Origin of the sequence: Methanosarcina mangrovi (assembly GCF_052057765.1) — an archaeon.
Lineage (GTDB): Archaea > Halobacteriota > Methanosarcinia > Methanosarcinales > Methanosarcinaceae > Methanosarcina.
Window position 1 is genome coordinate 1,385,167 of sequence record NZ_CP195120.1, and the last position, 15,562, is coordinate 1,400,728.

A 15,562-nucleotide genomic window follows, 5' to 3' on the forward strand; every position below is an offset into this window, starting at 1 on the left:
TATGTTAAAAGGTAATATATAGCTTTGTGAGAATCAGAGATCACAGTATTTTCCTATCCACTTTCTAAAACTAATGCTAAATTAAGTCTATTTTTGTCTGGTTAAAAGGCTTTAAAAGTTGATTTATTGAGATTTACAGCCTCTTAGATTTCAGCAGGGTAAGCTTCATTCTTTCCAATATTTTCCGATACCATGTTAAACAAAAACCTGTTACGAAGAAGACTATTAATCCTGATAACACTACTGTATTATCTTTTAGTAACCAAAAACTGATTATTATTAAACAAAAACCGATCATTAGATAAGTTATTCTTCCTAATAAAGGAGTAAAACCAAAGGTATAATTAGAAGATAAGGTAGGAACAATGGAAGAAATAACAATCCACGAATTTGATTTTGCCCTCATCAATGAATTTTTTACAGAGCTTGAACGGCAGGGACCCGGCAGCCCCGAAGAAACCATCAGGGCATTAGGTTTTATCGACAATCTTTCAAACAAAACAAAAATTGCCGATTTAGGTTGCGGCACAGGCGCTCAGACAATGGTTCTGGCACAAAATACAGAAGCAACCATCACCGCCCTCGACCTTTACGCCGGCTCGATTGATAAACTTAACGTAACAGCCGGAAAACTTGGTTTGCAGAACAGGGTAAAAGGTATTGTCGGTTCAATGGATAATTTGCCGTTTCAGAATGACGAATTTGACCTTATATGGTCTGAGGGGGCTATTGCCAATATCGGTTTTGAAAAAGGCTTGAATCACTGGAAGGGGTTCCTCAAAAAAGATGGTTATGTTGCCGTAACATATGAGTCATGGTTTACTGATGAGCGCCCAGCTGAAATTGAGAAGTGGTGGTTAGACGCAGTTCCTGAAATTAGCACAATAGGGCATAATATTTCCATCATGCAAAAAACAGGTTATATCCCTGTTGCCGCATTTACGCTGCCTGAGAATTGTTGGATAGACAATTATCTTATTCCACAAAAAGCAAGGCAAGAGGAATTTTTGAAAAAACATGCGGGAAATAAAACCGTTGAGGATATGATTGCACTTATGAGGCGTGAGGCAGACCTATATTCAAAATACAAATAGTATTATGGATATGTATTTTATATTGGGAAAAAGATGTAAATTAATAATGGTTTACGCCGCCACTTCTATTGGAATGTATTGAGGAGATTTTTGAATCAGTTTCATCAAGCATAGATCTTATATAAACTGATAACCTAATATATTTTTTTAGTGTCAGTAGTGTAGCAAATCTTACTATTCAAACATGAAACTTTTCGTAAACGTTTTTTTTAATTTGACTCTACAAAATAAAGCCTCTTCCTGTCCGGACAATACATATCAAGCTCAAGCTGAATTCTCTCAATAAGCCCTCTACAGCAAATCCCTGTAATCCCGTAATTCTCCTTCAGGATCCCGGCCAGAACCTCTACCTCAATCCCATCATGAATGATCCTGTGTAGTCTCTGTAACACATCCCTTATCAGGTCCCCCTCTGTAAGAGTATCAACCACCTCAACATTTTCAACCGCATACCTGCAAACCTCTTTCTCCCCTTCAAAACTCAGATGCTCAAGAGCGTGCAACCTTATATTATGGTAAACATCAGTACCACAAACCGGGCAATGTGCTTTTATAAACATTTTTACCCCCATTTTTTGAAGAGTTAAAAACACCCTAAATATATAAGAAGTAGTCAAGCTAACTGAAAGTAATCCGTAAATATCCAGAATAAGACCAGCTTCCCCAAAAAAGAACGCAGAAGATGTTTAAAGAAATTATGAGCTATTCAGTTCTGAAACTGATCTATCAAATAGCACAGCTTACTTATTAAAGAATTTTCGAATTAAATGGAGACTATCTTATATGTATTAGGGTCCTTCTAAATCAGTATTAGAAATAAGGATATAAAATGCTTATTTTGGGTAATAAATACGCATTTAGAATCTCTCCTACAAAAATACACTCTAAAAATCAATTATTTGGGAAAATAATCTCAAATACTCACTAAAATCTATAAATAATCAATATAAAACCTTTATCTTATCACAAGTTATGTTTATTTATAACTAAGGCTTCTGATATCATTTTCGTCCACACAAAATTCAGTGATAAAAGTAAGGATAAAACGATTTTTAATCAACTAATTGAAGTATTTAAACCCTTTAAATAACAAATAGACCATTTAATTAATGTACTTTAATTGGGGAAGAATTGGAACTATATTTAATAGAGCAAATAAGGCTTAATAGCCCTTAAAAAACTAATCATTTTTTGAGGGGTCTATATATGTATAATACAAGTTTGTTTCCCTGCCCCTGCCTCCTTTTTCTTCATTTCTTACCTTTGGGGAACTGGATATAAGTTTTTGAACCCATCAACCTGACTCGCCTGAACTTCCTGAGGCTAGGCCTTTGCAGCTCCCGGAGAAGGTTCCTCCGATCTGGCTGCTGCCTTTCTCCCGAAAGCCCCTGAGAGCTGAGTCAAAGGAGCATGAAGAAAAAACAACGCACCCATTCAAAAAAAGCGAATGTAGGGCAAATCTGAAGACTGTTTTTAGAATGGGGGCAGCCAGGCCAAGCCGGGCAGTTACAGGAGAAGCTCAAGACCTTCAGGCTGCTAATTTATAATCCATTATTCAAGACTCATAACCCTAATTTGACAGAAGTATAAATTTAATGATGAAAAATGGGCTTCATGCTTCTGTTTCCTCTAACAATCTTGAGTTTTATATAGTGTCCTTTAATTTTTGAGATTTCCCATTTTCCTAACAAATTCGATGTCTTAGTGATCTGTTTTTCTGTACGTAACTACTGTACCGATTAATAGAATTTGTCAAATTAAGGGCCTTAATTTGAACAGGTATTTTTTAGAAGTAAAAAGTATACTTCACACATGTGAGAAGGTGGTAATCCGGAGAAGATGGGAGAGTGGAGTTAACTATTTGAATACATTATCCTTAAAAGTTATCAAAATTAAGGAATACAGTTTACATATTTGTTACAAGCAATTCATTGATAAAAATAATTATCTATGAATTTGATATTCACCTGACTGCAACCCTCTGATTGCACCTTGAAATATGTTTTTATACATAGCAATATCTTTGAAAATAGTTTTTGCTTCTTCGTGAGTGAACACGTATTCACCAAAACATTGCTTGTCATCTTCCCAGTATTCAGGTTCATGAGCCAGCCTGTTTCTTTTTTGTTGAATCTTTTCCTGATACTCAGTTTCATCAAAAGTGATAGCTGGATCAAGTGCATCGAACAATTTTGCCAAAGCCTTCTTTTTCAACTCAACATTAAAAAAATTATGGTTATTAATGAAATGTTCACAGTTGTATTGTTCATATGTTCTATCAGTATATGAAAAGTTTACGTCTTTACCTGCATACTTATTAGCTTTCTTGTGATTGGCTTTACAAAAACCAATGACTATAGGATATAAATTACTTCTAAAGAATGACTCATTAATTAATTCTTGTTTCATTGCCAAAGCAACAATATCTCCTTTAAGCTTGTCTAATTCTGATACTTCAGCCATGACAAGCCCTCGTAGATTGTTTAAGTCAAGTATTTTTTTAATGGAGTTATAAAATATTTTTGTGAATTTATCAATTAGTTGCCTTCGATGCGTCCAATAAATACCTTGTACCTCTGGAGAAAGGAAGGTACTTAATTCTTCATCCCCTTGAGTATAGAAAATTACGTCGGTATAATGTTGATGTTTCCTTATACGTTCTATTATTTCGTTTCCGTGCTCGGATCGAAGATCAAAATCAACTAGGATCATGTCATAAGTATCAAAATTTCCAGAGAAACCCGTTGAATTCGTAAAATAATCAATATCTTCATCTGGGTCAATCATAAATCCTTCGTTTTCCACAATGCTGACAAAATCATCTTTTGTTCCATCTATCCATTCTTCATCATCATCAAAAATAAGAATTTTATATCTCAACCTCATTTTTTAATCACTACCTCAAATTTAACACCTTTTGGTTTACTCCTATAAACGACTACCGAACCACCTATTTTTTCCAAGAAAGATTTTACATCATATAAGCCGAGACCGCTACCCCTTTTTTTGGAATATCTTACACCGGGTTCAAAAATAGATTGGATATCAATCACTTCTTGAGGAATACCATCACCGTCATCCTCTATATCCAACTTGAAGCTTCCATTGATGATACTAGCCGAAAAATAAATGTTGTTCGAATTTGCTTTTAAAGCATTGTCTATAAAGCTATCAATGACATAGCTTATGCTAAAAGGTTCAAATTCTTTCACAAGATTAAAGTTAGGTTTCTCAAAAGGATGTACTTTTATTCCTTCGGTATAGGGAATACTGATGTTTATAAGATACTCATGAATAAAACCAATAATGTCATTCTCCTTTTTCTTGAATTCATTTTCATTAATGCCGCCTTTCGAACCGACATTTGAAATAGTATATATTTGATTGTTTACACGGTTTAATTTATAAATTTTTTCAACGGCTTTCTGAATGTCAGGTTCCTTCTGTTCAAGGATAGACAATATCGAACGAATATGGCTTTCTAATGTCAATGACTTCGTACCAATAATATGTAAGTAACTAATAAGTTGATCTTTACTCTGTTCTTTTGAGTTTTTCAAAAAGTAATTCTGTGACGAGAGTGTCTTAATTTGGAATTTCGCTTCATTTGCCTCTTTTTCTGCAATTTCCCTTTTATCTATTTCTTGTTCTGCCCTTAATACTGCTTTTTCTTTTTCTTTTTTCTCAATATCTGCTTGTCTCTGAGCCCTTTTCCGTTCAATTTCTTCTTTTCTTGCTTGTTCTTTAGCCCTGAATGCTTCAATTCTTGCATTTTTCAATTCATTTTCTATTTTTTTCTTTTCTTCAAGTTCTTCTCTCAATCTCTGAGATTTTTCATGTAATTCCTTTTCCTGATTTTCAAATAGCAAATTCACGTCATTGATGACTTTGCTAGTACTACTATTGAGTAAATGTGGTTTTATTTTTGAGAAATCTTTAAATATATTCTGCACTTTTTCCTTGTTTTCTACAGCTAATAGCCTAATAAGATCCTCATTAATATAAAGTTCCAAAATATGATCCGGTTTAGTACTTAATATAGAATATATTAATTGGATTACCCTTAGGTCTTTTTCTCCTTGGGTTTCCCCATAAATTTCATCTTCCCCTAGTTCTAAACCTTTTTTTAAGACCTTGTCTTCAGCCATCTTAATATATTTCTTGACTTCCGGATTCCTTAACTCACTAAAATCATCATCAATTTCTTCACCCGGGGATTTCTTAGAGATCCGGTCCCAATCGAGGCCTTCAACAACATACTTTTCTATTTTTCTGAAAACATCATAAAAATAGCTATTTGAACCATCAGTTAGTTGCAAATATTTTTGGTTTTTAACTAATCCCTCTCGACTTGAAATTATTTGGAAATCGTTAGATTCATCTGTAATTTCCACCCAACCTATCAAGTCTCTCGTTCCTAGGAAACGAGCATAACCTTGACCTTTCCGTATTTCCAATCCCAACCAGTCATTTCCCTCATCCCCGAAAGGTGGAACACGGAAACCATTAATGAATAAATGTATTGACCCGAATTCTACAGGTCGTACGCCTACTTGCTTTGTAAAAAATATTTTCGAATACTGATTGAGGAAAAACAGCACAATTCTTATGTTTTTCAGCAAAGGGAACTTGACATTTTTTTCCCTTAGGCAGAATATTATCCTACCTTTATCCCGAAGAATTGTAGTAGTTTCCTTACCATCTGGAGAAATAAAAGATTCAATTGATGTTGTTTTGAATTCTAGCCTTTCAAATATTTTGTTTTCAATGAGCCCATTCACTTTTTCATGCGTAGGTGATTTTTTTTCTTGGTCTACAAACTCCTTAGCTACCAGATAGATCTTAATGCCTTTCCCACTTATATTGTAATGCGGATTTACAAGTTTCTCCAAATACTTCTTGAGTTTTAAGATCTTGGAAAGGTCCCACTCGTCTTTTCGGGGATGGTAATGAGCCCAATAACTTCTTAGCTTGCTAATTTCCACAATTGTACCTTGATCAAATGAACCAAGACCAGTGTGATCATAAAACTCCTCATCTGAAATATCATGATGTAATATGCCTACATCCTGTATTTCCAGATCACCTTCGTTATCGACTTCAAAATCACTCCACTTGATATGCAAATGCCTTATTTTTTTATCCTTTTTCCTGGAATAAAGATCAAGATATTCCCCCAGCCTGTCGCAGGAAAACCTACCAACCCCTTTGGCGCCTGCATACAGTCTCCCATCTTCTCCTTTACTGTTTTTCTTTTCAGAATAGGCAATATTTAGCCATTTGGTCTCAATATCTTTAGCATCCATCCCAATTCCAAAATCAGTGATTATTAATTTTGGAGCTTCCGAAAGACCAATTTCAGAACCAATTTCAGAACCTGAATCAAAAAAACCAAAATCATCAACTATACAATTTTTTAGGTTACGGAACTCAACATTAATTACTGGGGACCCCGCATCAATCGAATTTTTGACAAGTTCAATTACTGCGATATTATCATCATTGATAAGGTCTTTACCAAGAATACTTTTCAAAAGGACATTTGTTTTAAAATGGGATACTGTGCCATCAGGAGCTTCAGAAGGATTATCCATAGTAACAAAATGGATATTAATTATAACATATATATTTTTTCAAAACGTTCCCCACATGTTCAACAAACAAGGGAGGGATTGCATTTCCCACTTGTGAATAACGCGGAACTTCCTTTACGCGGTTTTTACCACCTGTGGTATATTTGCCTTTAAACTCAAACCAATCATTGAATGACTGGATCCTGGCATATTCCCTTACAGTTAGGATCCTAGGTTCACAATAATGGACATAATCATCCGGTAATGTTGTCAAAGTAGGACAATATGACCCACCATCCAGCAAAGTGATACAGTGCTTATTCGTATCATATAATTCCCTGATCTTCTTATCAATAATCTTGTTCTTTTCACAGTTATCCAAGATATACTGGAACTTGCCAACAGTAGCTTCTTTGTGTTTAGCAAACCTATGACTATCAGGAACTTCCTTTATATATCCATCTCTTAAATATTTTTGGTAATTACTCTCTTTTTTGCCATAAATCCCACTTTGGAACGTAAGGAAATCCGGACATTTCGTTTCCCCATGGACTCTTCTTAAGTCAGATATAGCTTCTTCTAATGTAGTTGAAATCCCAAGACCTTTTTCTTTGAGGAAATCATGTCTTGAGCTATAAACATCTTTGAAAAAATGATCAGGATCATGATGCAACATACCTATTATAATGAATCTCATTCTTTTTTGTGGTATGCCAAAATCTGAAAAATCTATAATCCGATGCTTAACAGTATATCCTAAACCAGTTAATTGGGTAATGACTTTTTTGGAAATAGGTTCTCCCCTATTGTTATTTTCATCTAAAAAGCCCGCTGCAAAACCCCTGACATTTTCGAAAAAAAGTATTTGGGGACGTATCAGTTCGATGAAACTAACATAAGAATCAACGAGCTTATTTCTTTCATCATCTCTATTTCGCCTTCCAGCTGTAGAAAATCCCTGGCATGGAGGGCCACCGGCAACCATATCGATGGTTCCCCTTAGTTTTTTTAATTCAGCTTTATTTTTTTGCAGAACATTGTTTATATCGTGTTCTTTTTCAGCAAGCCATGGTGGCCAATCAAAATGATTTTTATTTTCAATTAGGTTATATTTTAAAGTTTCAAATGCATACTCGCTTTTTTCAATTGCAAATATTCCTTTCCAACCAGAATTATATAACCCAAGGGAAAGACCGCCACACCCTGCAAAAATATCAATATAGTTTGGCATAGCTATCTCTTTCACACTTTTTCTATATAACTTATTTTATGATATACCTTACGATGGTATTTTTATTTAATAGGAACAACCAATTAATAAATATTTTTGTTAGCGTGGTGTAAAGCTTGACAGACATTTTTTCCCCTGAAAAAAGAAGTAAAATAATGTCCTCAATAAAAGGAAAAGATACCAAAATTGAAATAATTCTGAGAAAAAAATTATGGCATAATGGTATCAGAGGTTATAGGGTACACTTTAAATTGCCTGGTAAACCAGATATTGTTTTCCCTAAATATAAAGTTGCAATATTTTGTGATGGTGATTTCTGGCATGGTTATAATTTTTCAGAATGGGAATCACGTCTCTCTCCTTTTTGGCACGAAAAAATAAAAAGGAATATTGAACGTGATAGAAAAAATGACCAAATACTAATCGGTAGAGGATGGGAAGTTCTTCATTTTTGGGAATGGGAAATACTAGAAGATGGTGATAAATGCAAACAGGAAATCTTGGATACTCTCCTGAAAAAGGGTTATAAGCAAAAAAGCACTTCTTCAGATAATTAGGTTGTATGAATTACTTGGTTTTCTATTTCAAGACAGTTTTCGGAAATTGTTAAAAAAAGTGGCTTTTTTGCATTAGATATTAGTTTCCCTTAATAAACATAAGCAGTTTTTCCAACATGCTCATGACCTACATAGATATCCCCTGATTTACGGACCGGTTTGATCAAATGTGGTCCAAACTTAGAGATATCAACTGTAAGCTGTGGGAATATAAAATTAGTTTCTACAGTTACCGCACTATTTAATCAATAATAACCTTCCGTGTAAATTCTTATCCTTCCTTTTGTGCCTTCTGAGGTTCATTTTTGCACAAAGAAGCCAACTCTTTAATAAATAAAGTTTTGTATCAAAAAACAAATTTGTCTCGTTTTGTATAATTAATCTAAAAAAGTTGCCGCAGTAGTTAGACAGAGAGTTTTTTTCTCTATGAGTATAAGTATTAATCAATAATTACCTTCCGGGACTTATCCTCTTTATTCTCCGGCTCTTTTTCAACCTTAAAAGCTGATTGAAGCCATTCTTGTCCTTCTTTTGTTTTCATAAGAGCATCAAGCAAATCAGGAATTCTATCTTCGCGTTCCTTTGATTCTTTGGCTTTTATGTAATCGTACTTCCCGAAGAACTCGGATAGTGCTTGAGATACTACATCAGAAACACTGGAAAACTCAGGAGTTTCAGCTAACTCTAAACATCGTTTTTTGATCCAAGGAGACACAGTTGCGTTAATCTGCTCCTTTTTCTTTACGACTCCAGCCATTCATAGTCTCCGGTTATTAGACTTTGTTACTAAGTTTCTGTAGAAGTGTATAAATAACATAGTATGGTTTCTACTATACAATATAGTAATTACTACATCAAATAAGGGGAACGATGCTTATGGAACCGACCAAATCAAAAGTATGGAGAAACTGGCAGATTCTATTGCCTCCTGAATTGTGCGAGAGATTAGCGTTGAGACCTGGTGACTACATCAAATTCGCAGACCAAGACGATAAAGTTGTAGTCGAGAGGGTATGCGCTTGAGGTGCTTGCATGACCGGAGAAAAAACAATAAAATCAACGCACGAACCTGCCCCAAAAGACCTTAATTTCGGGAAAAGGACCGGGGTTATCGGGAGTGAGAAAATCAAGCACCAGCCGCCAAGCAAAGAGCCGACGATTCACTCCCAAAAATACTATGCTTTCGCTGCCTCGCAGATAACCTCAAACTCGAGACCAATAACAAACTCATGGAGGCCTGTTAAGGTGAAGCCTGAAAAGAAAGAAAAACTCGCCTCGAGTCCGGAGGTGAGCAAGGATGAGGAGTGAGAAGATCGAGCACCAGCCGCCAAGCAAAGAGCCGACGATTCACCCCTCGGAGAACTATATGCTCTTCACCTATTTACACTTTAAGGAAGTGAAGGCATGAGCGCAGAACTTTCTTTTTCTGGATCTGCCTCTGAACCCCTCAGCCTTGAGGATCTGAGACAAAACCCGTATGTTCTGCAGTTTGCAGCTATTGACCCTAAAAAGGCTGCCCTCCTGCCAGCAGTCCAATTTATTTCAGATTTCTGTAAAGTGATCTGTGAAGGGGGTGAGCAGTCATGACAAAACATGAACTGTGCGAAGACTGCCGGCTAACGTTTGTCCCAGCCTCCTGGCATAAAGTCAATGGAAAACGCCTTTGCTCAAACTGCGCCCCTAAAGAGCGTGCCAGAATCAAGAACGAAAGAACCGCACTGACCTATTTCAGGAGAATGGTCCAGGGGGTTCAAGCATGAGGGTAATTTCCGGTATGGGTCTTTGCTTCGTTGTTTTTGGAACCTGTGCCCTCTTTGGCCTGGCAATGCTTGTATTCTGCCTCTCTATCCTCTCGGGGGTGGGTATGTGAAGGGCATAGTACCCGCCAGGGTTCCGGTTCATAGAACCAGAAAAGAAGAACTCCACTCCTATAGAGAAGAACTCCAGGACCAATTCCTTGGGAGAATTTCCCCCTCTCAAAAAGAAAATATTCGGAGTAGGTTTGTAGCTCCGGACCTGGAAACCTTCTATTCTCAGAGGGTGAGACTATGATTATCTGTCCTGTTTGCGGTTTCCGTGGAGAACCAACTCGGCAATATACAGCAGTAGAAAAGATAGCATGTTGCCCTCACTGCCGTGAAACTATCTTCCAGGCCTCTTTCCCTGTATCCACTGTTCAGGAGGTGAGTCTGTGAGCATATTAAAAGCTGTTCTCTTTCCTCTTGGCTTCTGTTGTTTTGTCCTCTTCGGGGGCGTCTTGGCTGCCGGAGCTCTTATGCTGGGGGTGAAGCAGTGAGCCCTGAATCTAATCAACTCGCAGCCTCTAACGGTTGCGAAATGGAAAACATAATTAAAGCCCTCTATCCGGGGGCTGAATTTCATTACAAAGGAGTAATTGACTTTTCAATAGATGGGGTACGGGTTGAGGTCAAAAGCTGCCAGGAATTAATCAACGCAAGCGGAAGCCATGACGGTATAAGGTCCGGTAGGTTCTGCTTTAAAGATATTCAGCAGCAGACCCTCATAGAGAATAACGGGGAATATATTTTCATTGTTCACCGGGGAGGGGTTCCTATTTTTTATGCCCGGATTCCTGCCGTTAAGCTCAAGCTCGGGAAGTTTACCGGAGTAAAAGCCGTTTGCTGGAAAACAATAATCAGGGGGGCGGTCTGAATGGCTCGCTCCAAATCTCGCCAGCGTTCCGGGTTCCATCCTTCATTATATGCGTCCCTTTCCAAGACTGAACAGGCAGCAGTAAGGGCTGCTATGGCTGCGTACAATAAGCGTAATCCATCAACCCCTTACTATGAGGTTGAAGAATTCTATCAGCAGGTCTACAGGGCAGGGGGCTGGTTCGCATGAGTATATCTCGAATAGAACGAAACCGGCAGGGGCAATTATACCGGCAATACTCCAGATATGATAAAGCCTCTCGTCTCTGGTTCGCTCGCGGTTGCACATGTGGGCGCACACTGCGGCCAGGTACTAGACGCCACTGTCAAAATTTAACAGGGGGCCGGGTATAATGCCTCTAAATATCCCTGTTCTCGCAGTCCGGCAGGAATGGGCACACTTAATAGCTACTTCTTACAAAACTGACGAACACCGCCTATATCCTGCTCCTACTAAGTATATCGGGAAGGATATTGCAATATACGCCAGCCTGACAGCACCAAAAAAAGAAGAAATTCAGGCAATAAAAGATTTTTTTAATGTAAATTACAGTGAAGGGCGAGCTGAACGGTGGGACTTGCAGCTAAAACCACGCGGTTACATTGTCGCAGTTGCAACCCTAAAAAACAGCCGTAGAGTAAGCAGAGAGGAGTTTAATTCTAGCTATCTCACTCATGCGAACCCTCTTTCTTGGTATGTGCTCGGTAAGTCGCATCTATGGGGACTCTGCAATATAAGACCCCTTTATCACCTTGACAATCTAATAAAATTTAAGTTCTCGGGCTCTATGGTCTGGTCCTCTATTCCTGCAGAAACTCTCAGGGCTCAGGGGGTGGACCTGTGAACACTCCCCTTTATACTCGCTGCCTGCGCTGCGGGCGGGCTCTCAGGGATCACAAGAGCAAAACCCGGGGCTATGGTCCGGAGTGCTGGCAAAAGGTAAAACACGCAATACCCCCACAGGGAGCCCCATTAACCGAAACCCGGAGTATTGAAAATATTTTCAATGCTAACGCAGTTTATGACTCTCTCCGGGTCCGTGTCTCTTCTCATTCCTGCCCTTCCTGCGGTGCTCTCCTGGGCTCTGCAGGGGTCCACAGTTACGACCATGAAGACGGGCTGAACCTTCGCGGGTTCCTGCAGCCTCAATGGGTATATCTGTCCTGTCCTCGTTGCGGGGTAGACATTGCCCTGCATAAGCTCACGCGGGACAGCTGCGGAGATCTCTGTAAGCATTACCGTCAGGTTTCGATAGCTGAGGCTCTCGGGGTATAACTCCTCTTATTTTTTTTCAATTTTTTTGAGACCAAACTATACCGTATTCTACCGGGGGGAGATTATGCTAGGGCTCACTCAGAGGCAAGTATCAGATTTCTATGAAATAACTAGCGAAAGCCCTTGTAATGTGGGGCAATTAGCGGAATATCTAAAGGAAAAGTACTCTTTAACAGAACCTATTAAAAAAATTTATATGAAAGTGTATAATTTCTTTAAAACGCAAGCGGGAAAACTCCATTTCCTTATGAAAAAGGAAGATTCTATCTTATGGATCCGGGCCAATCCCCAAAAACCACTTACCTTGATCTTTGATAAGCAAATTAGTGCAGAGACCAAAATCAAAAGCGGAGAACAGGGTAAAACTTATAAAAATTTTGATGATTTGGAGGGGCTTAAAAACGCAAGCCCGGAACGCTGGAAAGCAGCGCATAAAGTGAGCCGCTGTAACGGGTTCGGTTATACTGATCGCGAAACAGGGGATTTTATTTACACTAATAGTATTTATTTTGAATGTATCCAGTTATTTTCAGACTATATAAGCCGGATCAGGACCGAAAATATAGAAATGGCTTATAGCATGGATGGGGATCCTGTCTTTGCTCGCTCGGTGGCTCTTCCTTACAAAACCCGGTTTACCTCCATGGACCGTCAAAACGAAATCAAAGAGGCATACCGGTCAACCTGGACAACAGCCAGCAAGCGCCATATGAAAGCCGTTTTCTTGACTCTTACCGCTCCCCCTCGGGCCGGGTCCCTCTGGGATACAAATATCAACATGTTGAAAGCCTGGGGGAAGCTCCGCCGTTTCCTTGATTCTTTCCTTGCCCGGGGCTTGACATATATCTGCGTCCGGGAATTCCAGCAGAACGGCAGGCTCCACTTTCATATTATCATTTTCGGGACAAACTGGCTCCTGCCAATTAAAGCCCTTAAAAAAATCTGGGTCAGCTATGGGGGAGGTCCTGTAATGGATATTTGCGCCCTTCGTCAGACTCCGGAGGGCTGGACCTGGGCCCGCAGATCCCCGAGGGATGCAGCCGGGAAAGCTCCTGCAGGGTACCTTTCAGACTATCTGGAAAAGAGCATGAGTCCCAAATCCGGCCTGAACTACTGGATTTATAATATTCAGTTCTGGACTGCCAGCCAGGACATCAAGCAGGCTCCGGAGCGGTACGAATCAAAAGGAATATGGGCGAAAGTCGGGGTACTCTCAAAAGAAGGAAAACGAATTTTCCAGAAAGGCAATGATACAGCTAAAGCCTTTTTCTCGGGTGCTCTCCTGCGAACTCGCAAGAGATCAGAACCTAAGCCGGATAAGCCGAAGGAAAAAGAAGAGCCTTCTGTGAGCTTTAGACGGGCTTCTGAGCTATTCATGCAGGGGTGATTTTTTGAAAGGCTTAGATCTCTGCTGTAAAGCCGGAGGCTGCTCTATGGGATATTCTCAGGCAGGTCTCCAGATGGTAGGCGTGGATATTGAACCCCAACCAAATTATCCTTTTGAGTTTATACAGGCTGACGCTTTGGAAATCCTTCAAGATACTAAATTCCTCAAACAGTTTGATTTTATTCATGCCTCTCCCCCATGTCAGGCTTATTCTATTGCCTCTGCCAGGTGGAGGAATCAAGGCAAAGAATATCCTGACCTGCTGGACCCTATCCGGAATCTCCTTCTAAAATCAGGAAAGCCCTTTGTAATTGAAAATGTTCAGAACGCCCCTCTATTATATCCTGTTTACCTTGAAGGTCCTATGTTCGGACTACGAGTAATCAGGAGAAGACTTTTTGAGTCTAATCTGATGATTCCCCAGCCTGCCCGGGTTAAACCTGCAGGGACAGTTTCCGGGGGTCAATATGTTACTGTAGCAGGGCATGGGGGCGATGGTTGCGGAAGAAAGGAAGTTTGGGAAAAGGCAATGGGTATTACCTGGATGACTAAAAAAGAACTCACTCAGGCAATACCACCAGCTTATACAGAGTATATAGGGAAACATCTTCTCTGGCAAATCCCCTTTTTATGAGGGTCCGGAGAAAGCAATTTTTTGAAAGGTGTCATCAGCAAAATAACCGGATATAGGTTTTCTCATAGATCAGCGCACTAAATTTACGGAATATAGGTAAATCAAAAAACGCAATACTACTGAAAAATATAAATATTATTGTTTTTTAGAGCTTTAGATAATTTATAAAACGAATTTTGGTTTTTAGCTGATTTCAAAATTCCAATTATTCATGTTTTTGACCTAAAGCAGATTTTTCCATTCTGCTTGATGATCTTGATTTCTCTACTCAGAAATATTGACATGGAAGGATTATGAGGTAGTTCTGAATCAAGCCACTTTACAATTTTTAAAATATAAGTTACGATGGCATGGAAAGTACTACCCATTGCTTACAGCAAGGTACGCTATCGCAACTTTGATTTGGAACTATAGTAAATTAGAATTACTGTAATATACTTATTTGATGACAATAGAGAATGCTCCTCGTATTTTATAGGGACAAAAAATATGGGGCATTTTCACAATATTATTTTTATAAATTTTTGGGTTGAAAATAGAATTTAGGATTTCTACAGAGTAATGGATTTATATACAAAAGTGCAAATATTAATCATAATAGATCTATTTACTTCAGCCTTGAGTGATTTTTGATAAATCATCCCAAAATCCATTTTATTCTGAATCATTATGAGCTTTCAGGACCACTTTTTATGATCATACATTCGATTGACTGTTCTAAATCCGAGATTTAAAAGCAGATTTTGAGTTTCGAGTGGGCATAAAAGGTTATTACATGTATTTGTGGAGGGAGAAAATATGGTTGATAAGAAACTTGTGGAATATAAACTTGAACACGATGGGTCTATTTTAATTGAGGTAGAGGAACTAGAATTAGAAAAAGGAATGACCCTTGTAGCAAAAAAACCAGGAGAACTAGAAAAAGCAACAAAAAAATTTGGAGAAGATATAAATAAAGTCTTGCCTATTGCAGATACAATTGTCGATAAGTTTAGGGGTCTTAATACTAAACCCGATAGCATGGACGTGGAATTTGGAATTAAAATGAATGGACAAATAGGAGCATTTATTGCTGCTTCTAGTGTAGAAGCAAACTTTAAGATAACTCTTTCTTGGAATAAGACGGGGGGTTGTTGAA

At 38.4% G+C, this 15,562-nt stretch carries 19 protein-coding genes; 14 read left to right on the top strand and 5 right to left on the bottom strand.

Translation table 11 applies throughout. The features are described 5' to 3' along the window. Positions 1-365: 365 nt before the first annotated feature. Positions 366-1,094, top strand: coding sequence for a class I SAM-dependent methyltransferase (locus tag ACSAZL_RS06325; RefSeq protein ID WP_440947860.1), 729 nt, complete (start codon positions 366-368; stop codon positions 1,092-1,094). Between the two features lie 209 nt (positions 1,095-1,303). Here the strand turns inward: ACSAZL_RS06325 and ACSAZL_RS06330 are convergent, their stop codons facing one another. Continuing rightward, positions 1,304-1,654: a hypothetical protein gene (locus ACSAZL_RS06330; RefSeq protein WP_440947861.1), complete on the bottom strand. Its 351-nt coding sequence runs from the start codon at positions 1,652-1,654 to the stop codon at positions 1,304-1,306. Positions 1,655-2,425: 771 nt separating this feature from the next. On the opposite strand from ACSAZL_RS06330, the gene ACSAZL_RS06335 reads away from it, so the two are divergent. Beyond that, a complete protein-coding gene (locus ACSAZL_RS06335) occupies positions 2,426-2,641 on the top strand; it encodes a hypothetical protein (protein WP_440947862.1) in 216 nt (71 codons plus the stop codon). Between the two features lie 397 nt (positions 2,642-3,038). Here ACSAZL_RS06335 and ACSAZL_RS06340 read toward each other — a convergent pair whose 3' ends face one another. Genes ACSAZL_RS06340 through ACSAZL_RS06350 form a run of 3 tightly spaced genes read right to left on the bottom strand, consistent with a single transcriptional unit; the run spans position 3,039 to position 7,913 of the window. Next, positions 3,039-3,974, bottom strand: a complete 936-nt coding sequence (locus ACSAZL_RS06340) for a hypothetical protein (protein WP_440947863.1) — start codon at positions 3,972-3,974, stop codon at positions 3,039-3,041. Between the two features lie 2 nt (positions 3,975-3,976). Continuing rightward, complete coding sequence (locus tag ACSAZL_RS06345) at positions 3,977-6,688, bottom strand: ATP-binding protein (RefSeq protein WP_440947864.1); 2,712 nt, start codon at positions 6,686-6,688, stop codon at positions 3,977-3,979. Between the two features lie 16 nt (positions 6,689-6,704). After that, complete coding sequence (locus tag ACSAZL_RS06350) at positions 6,705-7,913, bottom strand: DNA cytosine methyltransferase (protein ID WP_440947865.1); 1,209 nt, start codon at positions 7,911-7,913, stop codon at positions 6,705-6,707. A gap of 101 nt (positions 7,914-8,014) precedes the next feature. On the opposite strand from ACSAZL_RS06350, the gene ACSAZL_RS06355 reads away from it, so the two are divergent. Then, entirely contained in the window at positions 8,015-8,455 is a 441-nt protein-coding gene (locus tag ACSAZL_RS06355; RefSeq protein ID WP_440947866.1) for a very short patch repair endonuclease, read from the top strand. A 439-nt stretch (positions 8,456-8,894) separates the two neighbouring features. Here the strand turns inward: ACSAZL_RS06355 and ACSAZL_RS06360 are convergent, their stop codons facing one another. Then, positions 8,895-9,212: a hypothetical protein gene (locus ACSAZL_RS06360; RefSeq protein ID WP_440947867.1), complete on the bottom strand. Its 318-nt coding sequence runs from the start codon at positions 9,210-9,212 to the stop codon at positions 8,895-8,897. 275 nt (positions 9,213-9,487) lie between these two features. Between ACSAZL_RS06360 and ACSAZL_RS06365 the strand changes: the two genes are divergently transcribed. The 11 genes from ACSAZL_RS06365 to ACSAZL_RS06415 all read left to right on the top strand — a co-directional run bounded on the left by ACSAZL_RS06365 (position 9,488) and on the right by ACSAZL_RS06415 (position 15,561). After that, positions 9,488-9,763 carry a hypothetical protein gene (locus ACSAZL_RS06365; protein WP_440947868.1) on the top strand — a complete coding sequence of 92 codons (276 nt, stop codon included), beginning with the start codon at positions 9,488-9,490 and terminating at the stop codon, positions 9,761-9,763. Positions 9,764-9,859: 96 nt separating this feature from the next. After that, a complete protein-coding gene (locus ACSAZL_RS06370; protein WP_440947869.1) occupies positions 9,860-10,042 on the top strand; it encodes a hypothetical protein in 183 nt (60 codons plus the stop codon). Beyond that, positions 10,039-10,215, top strand: coding sequence for a hypothetical protein (locus tag ACSAZL_RS06375; protein WP_440947870.1), 177 nt, complete (start codon positions 10,039-10,041; stop codon positions 10,213-10,215). Before ACSAZL_RS06370 ends, ACSAZL_RS06375 begins: the two co-directional genes overlap by 4 nt. 106 nt (positions 10,216-10,321) lie before the next feature. Next, on the top strand, positions 10,322-10,507 hold the full coding sequence (locus ACSAZL_RS06380) for a hypothetical protein (RefSeq protein ID WP_440947871.1): 186 nt from the start codon (positions 10,322-10,324) through the stop codon (positions 10,505-10,507). Between the two features lie 240 nt (positions 10,508-10,747). After that, a complete protein-coding gene (locus ACSAZL_RS06385) occupies positions 10,748-11,128 on the top strand; it encodes a hypothetical protein (protein ID WP_440947872.1) in 381 nt (126 codons plus the stop codon). Continuing rightward, entirely contained in the window at positions 11,129-11,317 is a 189-nt protein-coding gene (locus tag ACSAZL_RS06390) for a hypothetical protein (protein ID WP_440944982.1), read from the top strand. A gap of 163 nt (positions 11,318-11,480) precedes the next feature. Beyond that, positions 11,481-11,972 carry a hypothetical protein gene (locus tag ACSAZL_RS06395; RefSeq protein WP_440944981.1) on the top strand — a complete coding sequence of 164 codons (492 nt, stop codon included), beginning with the start codon at positions 11,481-11,483 and terminating at the stop codon, positions 11,970-11,972. Next, entirely contained in the window at positions 11,969-12,403 is a 435-nt protein-coding gene (locus ACSAZL_RS06400; protein ID WP_440944980.1) for a DUF6011 domain-containing protein, read from the top strand. The genes ACSAZL_RS06395 and ACSAZL_RS06400 overlap by 4 nt, the downstream gene beginning before the upstream one ends. A 247-nt stretch (positions 12,404-12,650) precedes the next feature. Further along, positions 12,651-13,790, top strand: coding sequence for a rolling circle replication-associated protein (locus tag ACSAZL_RS06405; protein WP_440947873.1), 1,140 nt, complete (start codon positions 12,651-12,653; stop codon positions 13,788-13,790). Positions 13,791-13,794: 4 nt separating this feature from the next. Continuing rightward, complete coding sequence (locus ACSAZL_RS06410; RefSeq protein ID WP_440947874.1) at positions 13,795-14,424, top strand: DNA cytosine methyltransferase; 630 nt, start codon at positions 13,795-13,797, stop codon at positions 14,422-14,424. A gap of 798 nt (positions 14,425-15,222) precedes the next feature. Then, positions 15,223-15,561 (top strand): CU044_2847 family protein, encoded by a 339-nt coding sequence (locus tag ACSAZL_RS06415; RefSeq protein WP_440947875.1) that lies wholly within the window; start codon positions 15,223-15,225, stop codon positions 15,559-15,561. Position 15,562 lies beyond the last annotated feature (1 nt).